General features: G+C 55.3%; 16 protein-coding genes and 1 other RNA gene. 11 read left to right on the top strand and 6 right to left on the bottom strand.

Annotation, left to right across the window (positions count from 1 at the left end):
* The first annotated feature begins 245 nt into the window (after positions 1 to 245).
* Together QC816_RS14010 and QC816_RS14005 are read left to right on the top strand one after the other, a co-directional pair.
* Complete coding sequence (locus QC816_RS14010; protein WP_309782888.1) at positions 246 to 2,180, top strand: methyl-accepting chemotaxis protein; 1,935 nt, start codon at positions 246 to 248, stop codon at positions 2,178 to 2,180.
* A gap of 225 nt (positions 2,181 to 2,405) precedes the next feature.
* On the top strand, positions 2,406 to 4,211 hold the full coding sequence (locus QC816_RS14005; RefSeq protein WP_309782886.1) for a putative bifunctional diguanylate cyclase/phosphodiesterase: 1,806 nt from the start codon (positions 2,406 to 2,408) through the stop codon (positions 4,209 to 4,211).
* 16 nt (positions 4,212 to 4,227) lie between these two features.
* On the opposite strand, the gene QC816_RS14000 is transcribed toward QC816_RS14005, so the two are convergent.
* Positions 4,228 to 4,875 (bottom strand): putative metalloprotease CJM1_0395 family protein, encoded by a 648-nt coding sequence (locus QC816_RS14000; protein WP_085917682.1) that lies wholly within the window; start codon positions 4,873 to 4,875, stop codon positions 4,228 to 4,230.
* Positions 4,876 to 4,983: 108 nt separating this feature from the next.
* On the opposite strand from QC816_RS14000, the gene QC816_RS13995 reads away from it, so the two are divergent.
* The 5 genes from QC816_RS13995 (at position 4,984) to QC816_RS13975 (ending at position 9,739) form a co-directional block, all read left to right on the top strand.
* Complete coding sequence (locus tag QC816_RS13995; RefSeq protein ID WP_085917683.1) at positions 4,984 to 5,211, top strand: DUF2835 domain-containing protein; 228 nt, start codon at positions 4,984 to 4,986, stop codon at positions 5,209 to 5,211.
* Between the two features lie 6 nt (positions 5,212 to 5,217).
* Complete coding sequence (locus tag QC816_RS13990; protein WP_085917684.1) at positions 5,218 to 5,601, top strand: hypothetical protein; 384 nt, start codon at positions 5,218 to 5,220, stop codon at positions 5,599 to 5,601.
* A 141-nt stretch (positions 5,602 to 5,742) separates the two neighbouring features.
* On the top strand, positions 5,743 to 6,318 hold the full coding sequence (locus QC816_RS13985; protein ID WP_085917685.1) for an antibiotic biosynthesis monooxygenase: 576 nt from the start codon (positions 5,743 to 5,745) through the stop codon (positions 6,316 to 6,318).
* A 137-nt stretch (positions 6,319 to 6,455) separates the two neighbouring features.
* Positions 6,456 to 7,127 (top strand): glutathione S-transferase, encoded by a 672-nt coding sequence (locus tag QC816_RS13980; RefSeq protein WP_309782881.1) that lies wholly within the window; start codon positions 6,456 to 6,458, stop codon positions 7,125 to 7,127.
* A 119-nt stretch (positions 7,128 to 7,246) separates the two neighbouring features.
* Complete coding sequence (locus QC816_RS13975) at positions 7,247 to 9,739, top strand: EAL domain-containing protein (RefSeq protein WP_264825353.1); 2,493 nt, start codon at positions 7,247 to 7,249, stop codon at positions 9,737 to 9,739.
* A gap of 36 nt (positions 9,740 to 9,775) precedes the next feature.
* Here QC816_RS13975 and nhaD read toward each other — a convergent pair whose 3' ends face one another.
* Together nhaD and QC816_RS13965 are read right to left on the bottom strand one after the other, a co-directional pair.
* Positions 9,776 to 11,251, bottom strand: coding sequence for a sodium:proton antiporter NhaD (gene nhaD, locus QC816_RS13970; protein WP_085917687.1), 1,476 nt, complete (start codon positions 11,249 to 11,251; stop codon positions 9,776 to 9,778).
* Positions 11,252 to 11,430: 179 nt separating this feature from the next.
* Positions 11,431 to 12,396, bottom strand: coding sequence for a calcium/sodium antiporter (locus QC816_RS13965; RefSeq protein ID WP_264825354.1), 966 nt, complete (start codon positions 12,394 to 12,396; stop codon positions 11,431 to 11,433).
* Positions 12,397 to 12,584: 188 nt separating this feature from the next.
* On the opposite strand from QC816_RS13965, the gene QC816_RS13960 reads away from it, so the two are divergent.
* Positions 12,585 to 13,289, top strand: a complete 705-nt coding sequence (locus tag QC816_RS13960) for a metal-binding protein ZinT (protein ID WP_309782876.1) — start codon at positions 12,585 to 12,587, stop codon at positions 13,287 to 13,289.
* A gap of 119 nt (positions 13,290 to 13,408) precedes the next feature.
* On the top strand, positions 13,409 to 13,837 hold the full coding sequence (locus QC816_RS13955) for a lysozyme inhibitor LprI family protein (RefSeq protein WP_264825356.1): 429 nt from the start codon (positions 13,409 to 13,411) through the stop codon (positions 13,835 to 13,837).
* Between the two features lie 75 nt (positions 13,838 to 13,912).
* Here QC816_RS13955 and ssrA read toward each other — a convergent pair.
* Together ssrA and smpB are read right to left on the bottom strand one after the other, a co-directional pair.
* Positions 13,913 to 14,290: a transfer-messenger RNA gene (ssrA, locus tag QC816_RS13950) on the bottom strand.
* A gap of 44 nt (positions 14,291 to 14,334) precedes the next feature.
* Positions 14,335 to 14,826, bottom strand: coding sequence for an SsrA-binding protein SmpB (gene smpB / locus QC816_RS13945; protein WP_085920333.1), 492 nt, complete (start codon positions 14,824 to 14,826; stop codon positions 14,335 to 14,337).
* A gap of 124 nt (positions 14,827 to 14,950) precedes the next feature.
* Between smpB and QC816_RS13940 the strand changes: the two genes are divergently transcribed.
* Positions 14,951 to 15,385 carry a type II toxin-antitoxin system RatA family toxin gene (locus tag QC816_RS13940; protein ID WP_085920332.1) on the top strand — a complete coding sequence of 145 codons (435 nt, stop codon included), beginning with the start codon at positions 14,951 to 14,953 and terminating at the stop codon, positions 15,383 to 15,385.
* A complete protein-coding gene (locus tag QC816_RS13935) occupies positions 15,375 to 15,692 on the top strand; it encodes an RnfH family protein (RefSeq protein WP_199284502.1) in 318 nt (105 codons plus the stop codon). Before QC816_RS13940 ends, QC816_RS13935 begins: the two co-directional genes overlap by 11 nt.
* Before the next feature lie 17 nt (positions 15,693 to 15,709).
* Here QC816_RS13935 and QC816_RS13930 read toward each other — a convergent pair whose 3' ends face one another.
* Positions 15,710 to 16,153, bottom strand: a complete 444-nt coding sequence (locus tag QC816_RS13930) for an outer membrane protein assembly factor BamE (protein WP_085920330.1) — start codon at positions 16,151 to 16,153, stop codon at positions 15,710 to 15,712.
* Positions 16,154 to 16,187 lie beyond the last annotated feature (34 nt).

The raw sequence follows: 16,187 nt of genomic DNA, 5'->3' as shown, positions 1-16,187 counted from the left end.
CGCCCCACGATAGGTTTGAACGTGTCTAATAACTCTTTGGTTTCATGACCTGGGTCAATTAGCGTGCATTCCAGCTCCCTATAATATGCTTCGTTTTGACTACCTACCTAATCCATGAGCATTAAGCGTATTTAACTACGTGACATGATGCGGCACACTCAGTTCAAAGCGTTACACGACGCGATAACAAAAACGCGAGCATGCCGCTTACCTCACTAACGACGCTATCAGTTTGAGGCTAAGCAATGAAAACTATCGTTAACCGCATGCCGATGCGGCTCAAATTCGCCTGCGTGTTGCTATTGCCGTTGCTCGCGTTGGCCTGGTTTGCCATTCAGGGGATCATGGAACGTCGTACTTCGCTGCAGGAGTTTGACCGCCTCCATGCAATGACTGAGCTTGCTCAGCGTGCCGGTGATGTTGTTCATCAGATGCAGTTAGAGCGTGGGATGACGGCTGGATTTTTAGGCAGCGAGGGTGACGCGTTTGGCAACCGGCTTCGCCAGCAGCGACCCAATACCGATGAGGCCGCCGAGGCGTTTCATAACGAGCGGGCTTCCCTGGATCAATCGCAGCTGACGCTCTCCGTCCAGCAGCAACTGCGCGAGATTGATGAACGTTGGCAACGCCAGCCGGCGCTTCGCGATCGCGTTGATGACCTGGAGGTGACGATGGGGGAGGCGCTTGGTCACTATACCGGCATTAACGGCCAACTGATGGCGTTTGTAGGTACGTTGGCGCATCTCACTCAGGAAGGTGATATCACCCGCCAACTGAGCGCTTATTATCAGCTATTGGAAGCCAAGGACCTGGCCGGTATCGAACGGGCGCTGCTGTCGAATGCGTTTGCTGCGGATGGCATGTCAGCCGAGATGTTGCGACGCTTTTTATCACTGCTCGGCGAGGAACAGGCCTTTTTGGATAGCTTTCGGGTCCTGACCAGTGAAGCAAGTCGCGAACAGCTTGCTCAAGCGCTAAGCGGTGCGGAGATCGAGCGACTTCTGGAGCGGCGCGAACTTGCCATCAGCCAAGCCAGCGAGGGCGGCTACGGCGTGGACCCAGAGGAATGGTTCGAATGGCAGACAGTGAAGATCGGCCGTTTGAAGGCATTAGAAGACCAGGTGGCGGATTCGATAGTGACTCAAACAGCCGCGTTGCGTCAGGAAGCTCAGCAGGCGCTCTGGCAATATGCGGGGATTGCGCTGGTGGCCAGTTTGGTGGCGATAGGCGTTGCCGCATTGATTGTACGGGCAATTACGCAACCGCTGCATCTGGCACTGTCCAGCATTGAGACGCGCGGTAACGATCTGACCCAGCGTTTGAAAGTGCCGGGTAGCGATGAATTATCGCAGCTGTATCGCGCCTTCAATGAATCGTCGGCGGTAACTGAGAACCTGGTGGCTGAGATCAAACACAACGCACAGTCGGTGGCGGTGGCCAGCAATCAGATCGCGCAAGGAAACCAGGACCTTGCTCAGCGGACGGAAGAGCAGTCTGCTTCGCTGGTACAGACCGCGTCGAGTATGGAGCAGATCACAGCGACGGTCCGCCAGAGCTCTGACAACGCCCAACAGGCTCAGAAGATGACTGGCGAAGTGGCCGAGGAAGCCAAAGAGGCGACTCATGTGGCGTCGCAAGCCCAGCAAGCCATGCAGCTCATTCAGCAAGCCAATGAACAAGTCACCAGCATTGTCGCGACGATTGACAATATTGCTTTCCAGACCAACTTGCTGGCGCTGAATGCCTCGGTTGAGGCCGCGCGAGCGGGTGAACATGGGCGTGGTTTCGCGGTGGTGGCCGATGAAGTACGCAAGCTGGCCAGCCGGAGCGCTGACGAAGCGAGCCAGATTCGTCAACTGGTCGATAACAACGTGAACAAGATTGCCGAGGGCGAAACCCTGGTAACATCAACCAACAATACGCTGGAACGTATCGCCCAGCGCGTTAAGCAGATGGCGGGCTTGATGGATGAGATGGCCTCGGCGACCCATGAGCAATCATCGGGCATTGAGGAAATTAATCGGGCCATGGTTCAACTGGAGGACGTCACTCAGCAAAATGCTTCCTTGGTGGAAGAAGTCGCGGCGGCCAGTCGTTCGCTGGATGAGCAGGCTGATGATATGACCCGAAGAATGAATACGTATCAGGTGCGCGACAGCCATCAAGTTATGCTTAGTTAGGCCGATATAAACCATAGAGGGCGCTCACTGGAGCGCCCTCTTGATATGAACTGTGACTGAAGGACAGTGCCTGGCGTTTTGTAATGCGTTGATTAGCGACGATTGTCGTGTCGCGCAGGGTTTAACAGTAGGTGATGATATAATGAACCTGCTGTGTATGGGGAGGCCTCTGACGCAGCTAAAAATACATTGACGACTATTATAAATTGAGGAGCGCTGGGACGTATGAGCCAGTCTTTCACGACGCCAAAGGCGCAGTCTTTGCCTCATTCCCATGCTTTATCGCTATCCCCAGGCGAAGCCGATCAGCCCGACGACTCGGACGCTACTCGCCTGCCCGCCCTAGGACCCGCCCAAGCGGCTTTCCTGCATGCTAACGAGGCCATAATTATAACCGACGCAGAAAACCGCGTGATCGATGTCAATCCGGCCTTCAGTGAACTGACCGGCTGCATGCTGGACGCTGTGGAGGGCAAGACGCCCGAGGCATTCAGTATTCTGCCGTTGGACGATAGCCGCACCACCCGGTTGATGCGTGAAGAGCTTCATCTTCGTGATCGTAGTAAAAGTCAGGTGAGTTACTGTAGCCACGACGGTCAGTTTTATCCCGGCATGATGTCGATCAATCGGGTGCGCGACGCCGAGGGTAACGTTGATCACCATGTGATCGTTCTGGCGGATCTATCCGCGATTCCTGCCCATGCGCGGCATCTTAACCGGGAAGTGTACTTTGATGCATTGACGGGACTGCCCAACCTGCAACTGCTGACACAGCTTATCCAGGAATCCATACAGCACGCTGAAAACAAGCAGCAGTCGCTGGCGGTATGTTCCCTGGATATCGACCTTTTTAAAGCCATTAACGACCGTCTTGGCTCCAGCGTGGGCGACGCGCTGCTCTCGAGCTTTGCGCAGCGTATCAGTCATCTGCTGTTTGGCGACGATGTGCTGGCTCGGGTAGGCGGTGATGAGTTTGTGCTGCTGCTCCATCATGGTGTGGACGACGTATTCCTCGAAAAGCTGCTGGCCTCCATTCGGAGACCGCTTTTCATTGAAGGACATACGGTCCACCTGACGGTCAGTCTGGGGGTGACGTTTTATCCTAACGACCCGGCGCAGGGCGATGGCTTGTTACGCCATGCCCATCAGGCGATGTACCGGGCCAAGCAGCGGGGGCGTGATAACTTCCATGTCTTTGATCCGAACCATGACCGTCTGCTGCAGGTCCGCCACGAGCAACGCCAGCGCTTTGTGGACGCATTGGCAAACGATGAGCTGCGGCTTTATTACCAGCCGCAAGTCGATATGCGTTCCGGGCAGGTCGTGGGGGTGGAAGCCCTGATTCGATGGCAGCACCCCGAAAGAGGACTGCTGGCACCCAGCCAGTTTCTGCCCACTATTGAGGCGACGCCGCTTGAGGTTGACCTGGGTGAGTGGGTGTTGAAAGAGGCGATGCGACAACTGGTGAAGTGGAAAGCGGCGGGAATTTCGCTGCCCGTCAACGTCAATATCAGCCCCTCGCACTTGCTTCTGGACAACTTCAGCCAGCGCCTTGGTGAGTTGTTAGCGTGTTACCCCAGTGTGCCACCGGCCATGCTCAAGCTCGAAGTGCTGGAAAGCGCGGCGATGCATGACATTCAAGCGGCGTTGAACACCATGGCGAAATGCCAGGCCTTGGGGGTCAACTTTGCGATTGATGATTTTGGTACCGGCTTCTCATCACTAACCCACTTGCGCCAACTGCCGGTGAACCTGATCAAGATCGACCAGAGCTTTGTCCGCGATATGTTAAGCGATGCGGACGACATGGCGATTGTGGAAAGCGTGATCTATATGGCAAATCGCTTTCAGCGGCCGATGCTGGCGGAAGGGGTTGAGACGCTGGGGCATGCAAAAGCGCTGATCGCCCTGGGCTGTGAGTTGGCACAAGGTTACGGTATCGCACGCCCCATGCCTGCTAATGAACTGCCACAATGGCTAGCCGCGTGGCCGAGACGAGCCGATTGGAACGCGCTTGGAAAGATACATTAACAGTCAGGCGTAGGGCTTAAGCGGCGCTTGGCGCATTACTGGGGTTCAGTGCACTGTCAGTCATTGCATCGCTGGTCGGTGATTTACCTTCGGCGCTGGCGCGTGCCTGGGCCATTTCGCTTGTCTGCATGGCCGCTTCAAGCTTGGCTTCAAGCAGGTATTGCCTGGCCTGGGCGGCGACCTGATAATCCTTTGGCGAAGGATCGGCGGGAGCCAGCGCGGCGGCAATCACGGTTTGCATTTTCTCGATGGTGGCCTTGGGGTCGTTGGGCACCGGGCCGTAATTGATCGATACCTCGCCAGCAACAGCGTAGCGCTGTCCGTCAGGGCCTACCTCGTAATCGTAGCTTGCCCCGCCTGCATAAGCACCGCCAACCGTCTGGTGAGCCATCTCGTGTTGTCTGACTTCACGGTCGGTCTGCTTGAGCTGCTCCAACTGTTCAATTTCTTCTGGGGCCATCGGCGTACCGTCGGCGCGCTTTGGGCCCGCAGACTCACCGCGGGTCGCATTGTCGGATGAGACTTCGTCGGATGAGGCTTCCGGCTCTGCAGATGACGCGTTAGCCGCTTTGGGCTCAGCCGTTGTGACCTTGGCCGAACCTGCATTAAACGTGGGTGATGCCCAAGCGGATAGAGAGGCAGCTCCCAGCACGGCGATTGTCATGGCAAGCGCTCCATGAAAATAAAGAAGTATCGTAAAGTATCGGTGAGGCAAGTCGGTCGTGCAAGTTAACGTTGGACGAGTGAGCCTCAGAGGCGAGGAAAACAGGCGATGCAGACGATTGATGTGGTGATTAACCTCTCCTATGAGGCGTGCCTGGCGCACTACGAGGGGCGCATAGCCCAGGTCTATACGTACAGCCTTGACGGCCGACGGGTGGTGTTCCCGGCAGAAGCGCTGCGTCGTGTCATGACCCACGACGGCGTTTACGGTCACTATCGACTAAAGTTTTCTGAGACAGGCCGATTTATAAGTATTCATCCGCTTGGTATCTGTTGAGTTCATATGCCCGATACTAAATCTGACGTGTCACTACATGAGGTCGTCTACGAGGTGGTTCCCAACCTCAATATGGCCGAAAAGCTGGTCAACAATACCCTGGAAAGCATCATGGAGGCCGCCACTGATCCATTGGAGATTATGCGGCGCAAAGAACAGCAGGACGCTTTCCGTCTGGAAGTCCGTCTTGTGCGCATGCACCTTGAACATGTGTTGACGCGCCACCGCGAGGACGTAGCGGCTCTGGTGAGCACCGACGGCCGTGAAGGAGCTTCGATGGTGAAGCTTGACCGCAATGAAGCACAGGCGTTGCGCAGTGCCATTGACATTTATCAGCATGTGCGGGCGTATCAGCGGGGTGAACGCCGTCACCCTCTGGCGAGCCGTTAAGTTCTCCCCGCGGGTCCTGGCCACCAAAAGGCAACAGACTAGGCTATAATGATCGCTTCAATGAACGTCCTGGCTTACCCGCCGGGAACGTTGGCAGCCTGCCTATCCGGCGACGGCTGCTGAGCTATCAGGAGATATACCATGTCTGCCTCACCAGTCACCTTGATGGTGGCGCGTCGCGTCGCCAAAGAGCGTTATCCGCATTTCACCCGCTGGTTGAATGAAGGCCGCCATCTGGCCGCGGACTTCCCCGGTTATCTGGGGTCCGGGGTGTTGGCACCGCCCGCCGACGATGATGAATATCAGATTATATTTCGTTTCAGCAGTGCCGAGACACTGGCTGCCTGGGAACATTCGGCTTCCCGGCGTGCCTGGCTGGCCCGTGGCCAGGGCCTGTTTGATGCCCCGCATGAGCATCGCGCTGTTGGTCTCGATGCCTGGTTCCAGGCAAACTCGCCAGCGCCGCCCCGCTGGAAGCAGGCCGTGGCCGTGTGGCTCGCCTTTTTTCCTGTGTCGCTGCTTTTCCATTGGCTATTCGGTAGTACGTTCGCCAGTTGGCCGATGTTTCCACGGGTTATGGTCAGCACGCTGATGCTGACGCCGATCATGGTGTTCGTATTTATTCCACTCTCGATGCGGTTATTGGCGCCTTGGCTTGAAGGTAAGGTGTCACCATTGGACGTTCTCCTGCGGCGCCTTTCTGAACGAACTACCTAAGTTAACGTTAGCGTTGGCTGCCGGGTCATGGAGAGGTTTTCTTCTACGCGGCCAACGCTGCTATGCTGAATGGGCACAGTGAAAGGAAGACGGGCGCCAGTTCATGGCTGGCGTGCTCAATTGCCCATGGAGTGACTATGATCCACGTTCACCATCTGGAAAAGTCCCGCTCACACCGCATTTTGTGGCTCCTCGAAACGCTTGGGTTGGACTACGAGATCATCGTTTATCAACGTGACGCTTCCACTCAGCAGGCCCCCGCATCGCTCAAGGAAGTACATCCGCTGGGTAAGTCGCCGGTGATCACAGACGGTGAGCTGACGGTTGCCGAGTCCGGTGCGATCATCGATTATCTATTACAGCGCTATGGCAACGGACGCTGCCAGCCAAATAGCGATAATACCAAGGACTGGGTCGATTATCGTTACTGGTTGCACTATGCAGAAGGCTCCTTGATGCCACTGCTGGTCATGCAATTGGTGTTCGGACAACTTCCCAAGCGCGCGCCATGGTTGGTCAAGCCGGTCGCCAATGGCATTACTCAGACGGTTAACCGCACTTTCTTGCATCCGCAAATCAATCAGCACCTGCGCTTTATTGATGACTACCTGGCGTCACACGAGCATTTTGCAAGCCCGTGGCCGAGTGGGGCGGATGTGCAGATGAGCTTCCCCCTTCAGGCGGTAGCAGCAACACATTCCTTGTCAACGTACCCGGCAATTGCACGCTTCGTCGAGCGCGTTGAAGCTGACTCAGCCTGGCAGCGTGTTGTTGAGCGCGCAGGCCCGCTCACCATGCCCGGGGCGTAAGCAACATCATGGTAACGTTGACGGCAACCCGGTTAGGCCCCAACGTGAGCCTGTTACGAGATTATTGCATCGGCCGAGCGGTCCTCGCGCTTAGCAGCTTGCTGATAACCTCTGCGCTAATGGCAGATGAGTCTCTGCGTGTCGGTGTTTATCACAACCCGCCTAAACTGTTTCTGAATGACCAGCAGGACCTGGATGGTATTTTTGGCGATCTGCTATCGGCCATTGCCGAGCGTGAAGCCTGGCAGGTCGAGCCGATTGCTTGTGAATGGCAACGTTGCCTGTCGCTTCTTGAACGCGGTGATATCGATCTGTTACCCGATGTGGCATGGAGCGAGGCAAGGGCCGAACGATTCAGTTTTCATAGCGAACCCGCACTGCACAGCTGGTCACAAATTTACCAGCGGGAAGGGCTATCGATAGAGGCGGTGGTGGATTTAGCCGAACAGCGCGTGACGGTGGTCGATGGGTCAATTCAACAAGACCATCTATTAGCGCTTACCCAACGCTTTGATATACCGGTTGACTGGATCAACGTTCCGAATTTTGAAGAAGGCTTTGCAAAGGTTGCCAGCGGTGAGGCTGACGCCGCTGCAGCGAATCGTCAGTTTGGCGAGTGGCGCGCGGCTGAGGCTGGACTTGTTGATACCCCATTGATGTTTCAGCCCGTCCAGCTTTATTTTGCAGCGTCACCATCGCTTCCCCAAACGGTAATTGAGCGCCTTGATGACTATCTGATGCGCTGGAAAGCGGATACAGATTCGTTTTATTTTGCCACGCTTCAAGCCTGGCAGGCGGGAGCACCCAGTCCACCCGAGACCTCCAAGTGGCTGAGCTGGGGAGTGGCAGCATTGATTGGGTCACTGGTCGTGGCGCTGCTGGTGAACCTTTTACTGAAACGGCGTGTGGCAAGGCAGCGGGTACGGCTGGCAACCAATGAGGCCATGCTGAGCACGATTCTGGATACCGTGGATGCGTATATCTACATCAAATCGCCTGACCTGACATACCAGTATGTCAATCATCGCATTTGCGAGCTTTTTGGTCGTCCCGCAGAGGCAGTGATAGGGCAGCGCGACGACGTTTTTTTTGACCCTGCGACGGCTGCCGAAATTGTCCAGGTGGACCGCCGCGTATTGGCGTCGGGTGAAAAAGTCACCTTGGAAGAAAGCAATGTCCTCAGGCACGACGACCGGGTAAGAACCTTCTTGTCGATCAAGATGCCGCTGACGTTAACGCCGGGTAAGCCACCTTCCTTGTGTGGGATCTCGACCGAATTGACCGAGTATCTGGAGATGCAGTCCCATACGCATTATCTGGCGTATTACGATGCCTTGACGGGCCTGCCTAACCGACGTCTGCTGATGGAGTCCCTGGCCACTACCATAGAGGAAGACGGGCAGAGCAAGCAGTTCGGTGTGCTGATGGTCGTTGACCTCGATAATTTCCGGTTGGTCAACGATCTGCAAGGGCACGCCAGCGGCGACCAGCTGTTGATCAATGTGGCTGAACAACTCCGCCAGGCGTTGGAAAAAGATGCCATTTTGGCGCGCTTCAGTAGTGATGAATTCGTGGTGCTGGTCAACCAGTTGGACCCCCAGCAGGAGGAGGCTGCCGCAAAGGCCGAGCGCATCGCGCGACAGCTGATGATGAAAGTTCACGAATTACGCAATAGCCGCTCATTGCCCATTAGCGCAAGCGTAGGGTTGGCACTTTTTAGCGGCGAATCGAGTTCGCTTGATGCCGTCCTTCAGCAGGCCGACATGGCGCTTCAGCAGGCCAAGGCGTCGGGCGGCAATACGCTGCGCTTTTTCAACCCCGATATGCAGGCCAGCGTGCTGGAGCGGGCGAATCTGGAAGCCGACCTCCACCATGCCCTGGCTCGCCATGAGCTACAGCTGCATTACCAGATTCAGGTGAACCACAAGGGCGTCACGACCGGCGTCGAAGCGTTACTCCGCTGGTATCACCCGACACGTGGCTGGGTTTCGCCCGCCGAATTCATTCCGCTAGCTGAAGAAAGCGGCCTGATTATTCCGATTGGCGACTGGGTGTTGACCCAGGCTTGCCAGCAACTTGCCCGGTGGTCGCGGCAAACCGCCTACGCACCGCTGACGATTTCGGTCAACGTCAGTTCGGTTCAGTTCCAGCAGCCCGACTTTATCAATCTCGTGGAAAATCGCCTCAAGCAGACGCAAGCACCTGCTAATCGATTGGTGTTGGAAGTCACCGAAAGTCTACTGATGCGCGAGCCGACCCGTGTGCGTCACACCATGCTCAAGTTGCGAGAACAGGGCGTTCGCTTTGCCTTGGATGATTTTGGTACTGGGTATTCGTCCCTTAGCTATCTAAAGCGGCTGCCTCTCGATGAGCTAAAGATCGATCAATCGTTTATCCGTGAGTTGCTGACGGATAAGGCCGACGCCGCGATTGTCGATACGATCATTCTTCTGGCTGTCAGCTTGGGGTTGGTGGTAGTGGCCGAAGGCGTGGAAACCCAGGCACAGTTGGATTGGTTAAAAGGCCATGGCTGCTATCGCTATCAAGGCTATTTGCTGGATCATCCCAAGCCCATTGATGACCTGTTTGATGAAAAAAAGCCCCGCCGCTAAGAGCGGCAGGGCATGAATCAAAAACGCCTGGTAGGGCTAGCCAAACAAGGCAAAGCTCTCCGCATTCAGCCACATATGAACCAGGATACTGGCAGCGTAACCCAGCAGAATGACCGGCGACCACTTCAAGTGGCCCAGGAAGGTATAGGCGCCACGTGCCTGGCCCATGACCGCCACACCTGCCGCGGAACCAATCGATAACAAGCTGCCGCCGACCCCGGCGGTGAGGGTGATGAGCAACCAGTGCCCATGTGACATATCGGGTTCCATGGTCAGGACGGCAAACATCACGGGAATATTATCGACCACGGCGGAGACGATGCCGAGCACAATATTGGCCGCTGTGGGGTTCCAGCCGAGATATAGCGCTTCCGAGAGCAAGCCGAGGTAGCCCATAAAGCCCAGCCCGCCAACACACATCACCACGCCGTAGAAAAACAGCAGCGTATCCCACTCGGCGCGCGCCACCCGGTTGAAGACATCGAACGGCACGACGCTACCTAGCTGCTCCAGCTTCTTGTTGTCGCCACGACGGCTGTAGCGCTCGCGCTTGCGCTCCAATGAGCGCGGCAGGCTGCGGCGCAGGTAATAGCCAAAGAACTGCAGATAGCCGAGACCCGTCATCATGCCCAGCACCGGGGGCAGGTGCAGTAGCGTATGGCAAAGTACGGCGGTGGTGATCGTCAGTAAGAAAAGCGCCACAATGCGCCGGGCACCGCGCTTCATCCAGACGTCTTCTTGTACGCTTTCCGGCTTCTTGTTGGGAATGAAAAAACTCATGATCACGGCAGGAATCAGGAAATTGACCAGCGCCGGAACGAACAGAATAAAGAAGTCCTGGAACGGCACAATACCCGCTTGCCAGACCATCAGCGTCGTAATATCACCGAAAGGGCTGAAGGCACCCCCCGCGTTGGCGGCCACCACGATATTGATACACGCAACGTTGATAAAGCGCTTATCACCCTCGGCGACTTTGGTAACCACCGCACACATCAGCAGGGCCGTGGTCAGGTTGTCGGCAATCGGCGATAGAATGAAGGCAAGTCCACCCGTTAACCAGAAGAGCGAACGGTAATTGAACCCTTTGCGCAGCATCCAGGAACGTAGCGCATCAAATACCCGGCGTTCTTCCAGGGCGTTGATATACGTCATGGCCACCAGCAAGAACAGCATCAGCTCGGTGAACTCCAAGAGCGTCACGCGGAAGGCGTGCTCAGATGCCTCCGACATGCCGTTTTGGACATACACCCAGCCGATGAGGCTCCAGATAATACCGGCGGCGACCAGCACGGGTTTGGACTTGCGCATGTGTATCTTTTCTTCTGCCATGACCAATGCATAGGCCAGGACAAAAATACCCAATGCAAAAAAGCCGACCACCGATTGGGTCAGGTCCAGCTCACCCGTAACGGCTAGAACGGCGGGGCTAAAAACCAGCAGCAGGGCTGCCAACAAAAAAAGCCAGCGACGATCGAATCGTGGCTGGCAGGAGGGGCGAAAAAAAGGCATGACGACGCGTTTCCTTTCATTAGGATTATAGGAGGATTTGTAAGCCGCGTTAGTCTATCAGCCTGTACTGCATTGCAATATGTAATAAAAGCGAATGAATATTACGGTGCTTAACCGTTAAAGATCATTTTTTAGCAAATTAACCTTTTAGGTAATGGTCATTTGGTGAATCTTGCTTATTAGACAGCATTGATTATTGTAAAGCTTAAAGCCAAATATATAATGTAGCCTGCTAATAATAAAGCACCCTCAAGACGCGATAGCCGCATACCGGTATACAGAAAAAACACCAATAAGCCCGCAGCGCTCAGCATCACCCACTGATCGAACATGGTCACGCGTGCTGCGATGGGCAGAGGTTGTAAAAACGCCGAAATACCTAAAATACCGAGAATATTAAAGATATTGCTGCCCAGAATGTTGCCTACGGCAACATCGGCATGACGCCGTAAAGCGGCGATAACCGACACGGCCATTTCCGGTAGCGATGTGCCTACGGCCACAATGGTCAAGCCAATCACCGCTTCTGAAATGCCCATGGCGTTGGCCAGCCCAATCGCACCATAGAGTAATAACTGGGAACCGCCGATCAGTAAGCCAAGACCCAGCATCAGTGCAATGATAATCCCTAAAGACGTTCTGGGCAGTGCGTTCAGCTCATCCGCTTCTGAGGCGTGCATCTGGGCAGCAGGAATTGTCTGCTGTCGTTCGCTGAGGTATGCCCAAACGAGATAGCTGATCAATCCAGCCAGGAAAAGGGCGGCATCAAAGCGTCCCAGGGCACCCCCCCACGCCAAGCCAATAAACAACACGCTCGCCGCGACCATTACGACCCCGTCTCGGCTAAGCGCCTTGGGTTGAACGGTCATCGGGCAAATGACAGCACATAAACCCAGAATCAATAAGATATTACCGATATTGCTGCCGACGATATTGCCCACGGCAATATCGGGCTGTTGGTTGATGGCCGCGTGTATCGATACCACCAACTCGGGAGCTGAGGTGCCAAACCCCACGACCACCAACCCGGTCAAAAGGGGAGAGACGCCTACTCGTCGCGCGCCTGCCACGGCACCGCGTATCAAGGCTTCTCCGCCCAGGGTCAAAAAGCCTATACCCACCAATAAGCTTAAAGCATGTAGCATGTTGCGTTTTCCCTTCGGTGTTGGCCCGCAAGCATCAGGCGTTGGCATAACATAGCGGAGAGTATCGGTTTCCGCCTAGCATTTTTGAGGGCGACAAGGTCGTACGGGTCATTGACGTTTGTTATGTTATAACTTATCTTTTGTTTCGACATTCCAGTCTTGTGATTTTGCAGAGGAAATATATCGACATGTTGATGACATATCGTCAAAAAGCGAGTGCCGTTGCGCTAAGTGCTTTGCTGATTACGGGTGTTCAAAGTGTGCAGGCCAATGACCATGACCATTCGCACGATCATGACCATGCTCACGACCACGACCACGACCACGACCACGACCACGACCACGACCACAGCCATGACAGCGATATCTATGCAGGCTACTTTGACGACGAGCAAGTAAAGGCTCGCCCTCTTTCAGACTGGGAGGGTGACTGGCAGTCCGTCTACCCATATCTGGAAGACGGTACGTTGGACGAGGTATTTGCCTATAAAGCCTCGGAAGGCGATAAAACGGCTGAAGAGTACAAGGCGTATTATGAGACGGGGTATCAAACGGACGTGAACCGTATCGTGATCGACGGGCAAAACGTCACTTTCCATGAGGACGGAGAGCAGCGTACGGGAGAATATCAATATGATGGCTATGAGATATTGACCTACGAGGCCGGCAACCGGGGTGTCCGCTTTATCTTCGAGCTTGAAGAGGCATCTGATGACCTGCCGCAATATATCCAGTTTAGCGATCACAGCATCTATCCCACCGATGCGTCCCATTTCCACCTCTACTGGGGCGACGGTCGCGAAGCGCTGCTGGAAGAGGTCACTAACTGGCCGACGTACTATCCTTCGGCGCTGGATGGTGATGAGATCGTCGATGAAATGCTGGCGCACTGATATTGATGGTCGAGACGGACCTCCTGCTTTCTGGTAGGTTCGGCATTGTGAAAAAGCGCTGGCAGAAATGCCGGCGCTTTGCTTGTATGGGGTGAAACAAAACAGTGAAGAGTCGACCCATGACGCCCTATTGGCCTTTATCAATCGCAATGGCTTCATTTTCACGCTTGCTGGGGGTCGGGCTTTTGGCCTCGAGTAGTGTGGTAACCGCAGATACGGGGTGCGACAACGCGAGCACCCAGTTAGCACTAACGGAATGTTCTGCGCAGGCGTATCAATCAGCCGATGATGAGCTTAACGACGCGTATCAGTCGCTTGTCCGCAAACTGGAGGCAAGTCCAGCAACGCTCGAACAACTGCGAAAAGCCCAGCGGGCCTGGATCAGCTTTCGCGATGCCGAATGCGCGCTCGAGAGCAGCGGCGTAGAAGGTGGCAGCGCACAACCCATGGTCCGTAACGGATGCCTTGCCACGCTGACAAAGCGGCGCACGGAGAGGCTACGGGAGCATGCGCATTGCGAAGAAGGCGACTTGAGCTGCCCACGCTAATGACACGGGTTGATGTGATGCAAGGCGTACAGACACAAAAAAAGCACCCGTAGGTGCTTGATTTGAAGGGGTGTCTGGTGGAGGCGGCGGGAATTGAACCCGCGTCCGCCAGCACTCGCCCATTGGCTCTACATGCTTAGATTTCGTCTTTTGCTTTAACTCGGCTGACTCCGACGATCAGGATTCAGCCTTGCGAGTCTTCTAAAGTTTAACGATTGACGAGAAGACACCGCCAACCGCGGTCCTATCAGCTTTAGCTCGTATCCCCTCAACGATGGATAGGCACATCGCCTTGGGGCCGGACAAGAAGCTACCAGCTTACGCTGCTAGCGCGCCCTGAGCATAGTTTTCGTCGTTTGCGACTATTTTTCGTGATGTGGTATTTACGAGATACATCACACTCTCGGCATGCACCGCAGGGTTTGTCACCGGCGTCGAAACCATGTCGCCCCCTTAGTTACCTGAGCATTCTAACGTGCTCACACGAAATTGACCAGCTATGCCTTGTTATGTTCCCGCATGATTCTACCTTTTTGACGATTCCAGTCGCGGTCCTTCTCGGTGGCCCGCTTGTCGTGGATTTTCTTGCCGGTGACCAGGGCGAGTTCGCACTTCACCTTGTTGCGCTTCCAGTAAAGCTTCAGGGGGACGCAGGTGTGGCCCTTATCCTGAGTCACAGAGAATATCTTGGCGATTTCTTTGCGATGCAGGAGCAATTTTCGCGTCCGCGTAGGGTCGGCGATTTCATGGGTGCTCGCGGTGTTCAGCGGCATGATATGGCTACCCAGCAGCCACGCTTCGCCATTGCGAATTAAAATATACGTGTCTGTTAACTGTCCTTTGCCTGCGCGAAGGCTTTTGACTTCCCATCCTGCCAGCGATAAACCCGCTTCGAAGGTTTCATTGATATGATACTCAAAGCGTGCCTTCTTGTTCTGGGCAATAACGTTGCTGGTAGGGCCTTTGCTCTTACCTTTTTTCGTGGCCATGAAACCTCATATTCGATCTGTCTGTGACACCCCCTTCGTTATGTGGGGAGGCATGATACCATTCAAGGTCTTAACTATGATCCCATGATACGCCTTGGGCACTGTGAAGTCAGCGGAGAGGTCAATGCCAACCGTCAATCGTTCCGCCTTGGTGCGGCACACCCCGAAACAAATGTTCGATCTGGTCAACGACTTCGAACGCTATCCAGAGTTCTTGCCGGGTTGTCGGCGTGCGCGTCTGCTCGAGCACGACGCCGATCATTTGATCGGCGAAATGACCCTGGGGCGCGCCGGCGTTGAGCAATCGATCACTACCCGCAACGACCTATTTGCTCCCGAACGTATTGAAATGTCCTTGGTTAGCGGTCCTTTCAAACGTTTGAAAGGGCGCTGGCAATTCATTCCGATGGGTGATGGTGCGTGCAAGGTGAGCCTGGACATGGAATTCGAATTTGCTAACCGACTGCTGGGCATGGCATTCGGCAGGTTGTTCCAGCAGATTGCCGGGCAGTTAGTGGAGGCTTTTACCCGCCGCGCCGACGAGATCCATGGCCGATGACGCCGTTGCCATCGAGGTGGCGTTTGGTCTTCCGCACAAGCAGCGCCTGGTTGCACTGAGCGTGCCGCCGGGGACGACGGCGCGTGAAGCTGTCGCCCTGGCAGATTTGCCCCACCTGTTCCCCGAGCTGGCCCCTGAAACGTTTGCAAACGCGCCGTTGGGCATCTTCGGTCAGGCGCTACGCGATCCATCGCGGTATGAAGTCGCCCCTGGCGATCGGGTTGAGGTTTACCGGCCATTGCTGATTGACCCCAAGGCCGCTCGCCGTGAACGTGCAAAACGCCAGGCGAGCGGGAGCGCCGATTAAGACGACGACTCGCGTCATCAATTGGTGGTATTGGGCGTTGTGTTTTGCCTCGGCTCGTTAGGGATCGCTTCAGTGGGATCGGTGATGTCCGGTGCCGGCCCGCTAGTGGTGTCGGCCTCCAGAGGGAGGTCCTCAGATAAATCGCCTTCCTGATCGATATTGGCAAGCCGCCCCTGGTCATCAAATGTCAGCGTGACACGCCGCTGTTCAACCCCTGCGTAAGCTTTGTCGAGCCGGAACACGTAATCCCACTCGCGAGCATCAAAGGGCGCTTCAAGCAGTGGGCGGCCCATCACATAGGTCACCTGTTCCTGGGTCATCCCCGGTTGCAGTTGGTCGACCATTTCCTCGGTGACCAGGTTGCCTTGCGGGATGTCGCGTTTATACACGCCAACGTAGCTACAGCCGCTGATCACGGCAATGGAGACGGAAAGCGTAATGATTCGAGTCAATTTTTGCATTTGAGCCTATTCTTCACTATCGTGGTTTCGGTCG

The organism is Vreelandella janggokensis (genome assembly GCF_031451615.1).
Classification (GTDB): domain Bacteria; phylum Pseudomonadota; class Gammaproteobacteria; order Pseudomonadales; family Halomonadaceae; genus Vreelandella; species Vreelandella janggokensis.
This window is presented reverse-complemented; position numbering and strand designations above follow the sequence as displayed.

Bases quoted from the DNA above. Each gene is read 5' to 3' on its own strand.
- QC816_RS14010 (WP_309782888.1), top strand. From the start codon at position 246: ATGAAAACTATCGTTAACCGCATGCCGATGCGGCTCAAATTCGCCTGC.
- QC816_RS14005 (WP_309782886.1), top strand. From the start codon at position 2,406: ATGAGCCAGTCTTTCACGACGCCAAAGGCGCAGTCTTTGCCTCATTCC.
- QC816_RS14000 (WP_085917682.1), bottom strand. From the start codon at position 4,875: ATGACAATCGCCGTGCTGGGAGCTGCCTCTCTATCCGCTTGGGCATCA.
- QC816_RS13995 (WP_085917683.1), top strand. From the start codon at position 4,984: ATGCAGACGATTGATGTGGTGATTAACCTCTCCTATGAGGCGTGCCTG.
- QC816_RS13990 (WP_085917684.1), top strand. From the start codon at position 5,218: ATGCCCGATACTAAATCTGACGTGTCACTACATGAGGTCGTCTACGAG.
- QC816_RS13985 (WP_085917685.1), top strand. From the start codon at position 5,743: ATGTCTGCCTCACCAGTCACCTTGATGGTGGCGCGTCGCGTCGCCAAA.
- QC816_RS13980 (WP_309782881.1), top strand. From the start codon at position 6,456: ATGATCCACGTTCACCATCTGGAAAAGTCCCGCTCACACCGCATTTTG.
- QC816_RS13975 (WP_264825353.1), top strand. From the start codon at position 7,247: ATGGCAGATGAGTCTCTGCGTGTCGGTGTTTATCACAACCCGCCTAAA.
- nhaD (WP_085917687.1), bottom strand. From the start codon at position 11,251: ATGCCTTTTTTTCGCCCCTCCTGCCAGCCACGATTCGATCGTCGCTGG.
- QC816_RS13965 (WP_264825354.1), bottom strand. From the start codon at position 12,396: ATGCTACATGCTTTAAGCTTATTGGTGGGTATAGGCTTTTTGACCCTG.
- QC816_RS13960 (WP_309782876.1), top strand. From the start codon at position 12,585: ATGTTGATGACATATCGTCAAAAAGCGAGTGCCGTTGCGCTAAGTGCT.
- QC816_RS13955 (WP_264825356.1), top strand. From the start codon at position 13,409: ATGACGCCCTATTGGCCTTTATCAATCGCAATGGCTTCATTTTCACGC.
- smpB (WP_085920333.1), bottom strand. From the start codon at position 14,826: ATGGCCACGAAAAAAGGTAAGAGCAAAGGCCCTACCAGCAACGTTATT.
- QC816_RS13940 (WP_085920332.1), top strand. From the start codon at position 14,951: ATGCCAACCGTCAATCGTTCCGCCTTGGTGCGGCACACCCCGAAACAA.
- QC816_RS13935 (WP_199284502.1), top strand. From the start codon at position 15,375: ATGGCCGATGACGCCGTTGCCATCGAGGTGGCGTTTGGTCTTCCGCAC.
- QC816_RS13930 (WP_085920330.1), bottom strand. From the start codon at position 16,153: ATGCAAAAATTGACTCGAATCATTACGCTTTCCGTCTCCATTGCCGTG.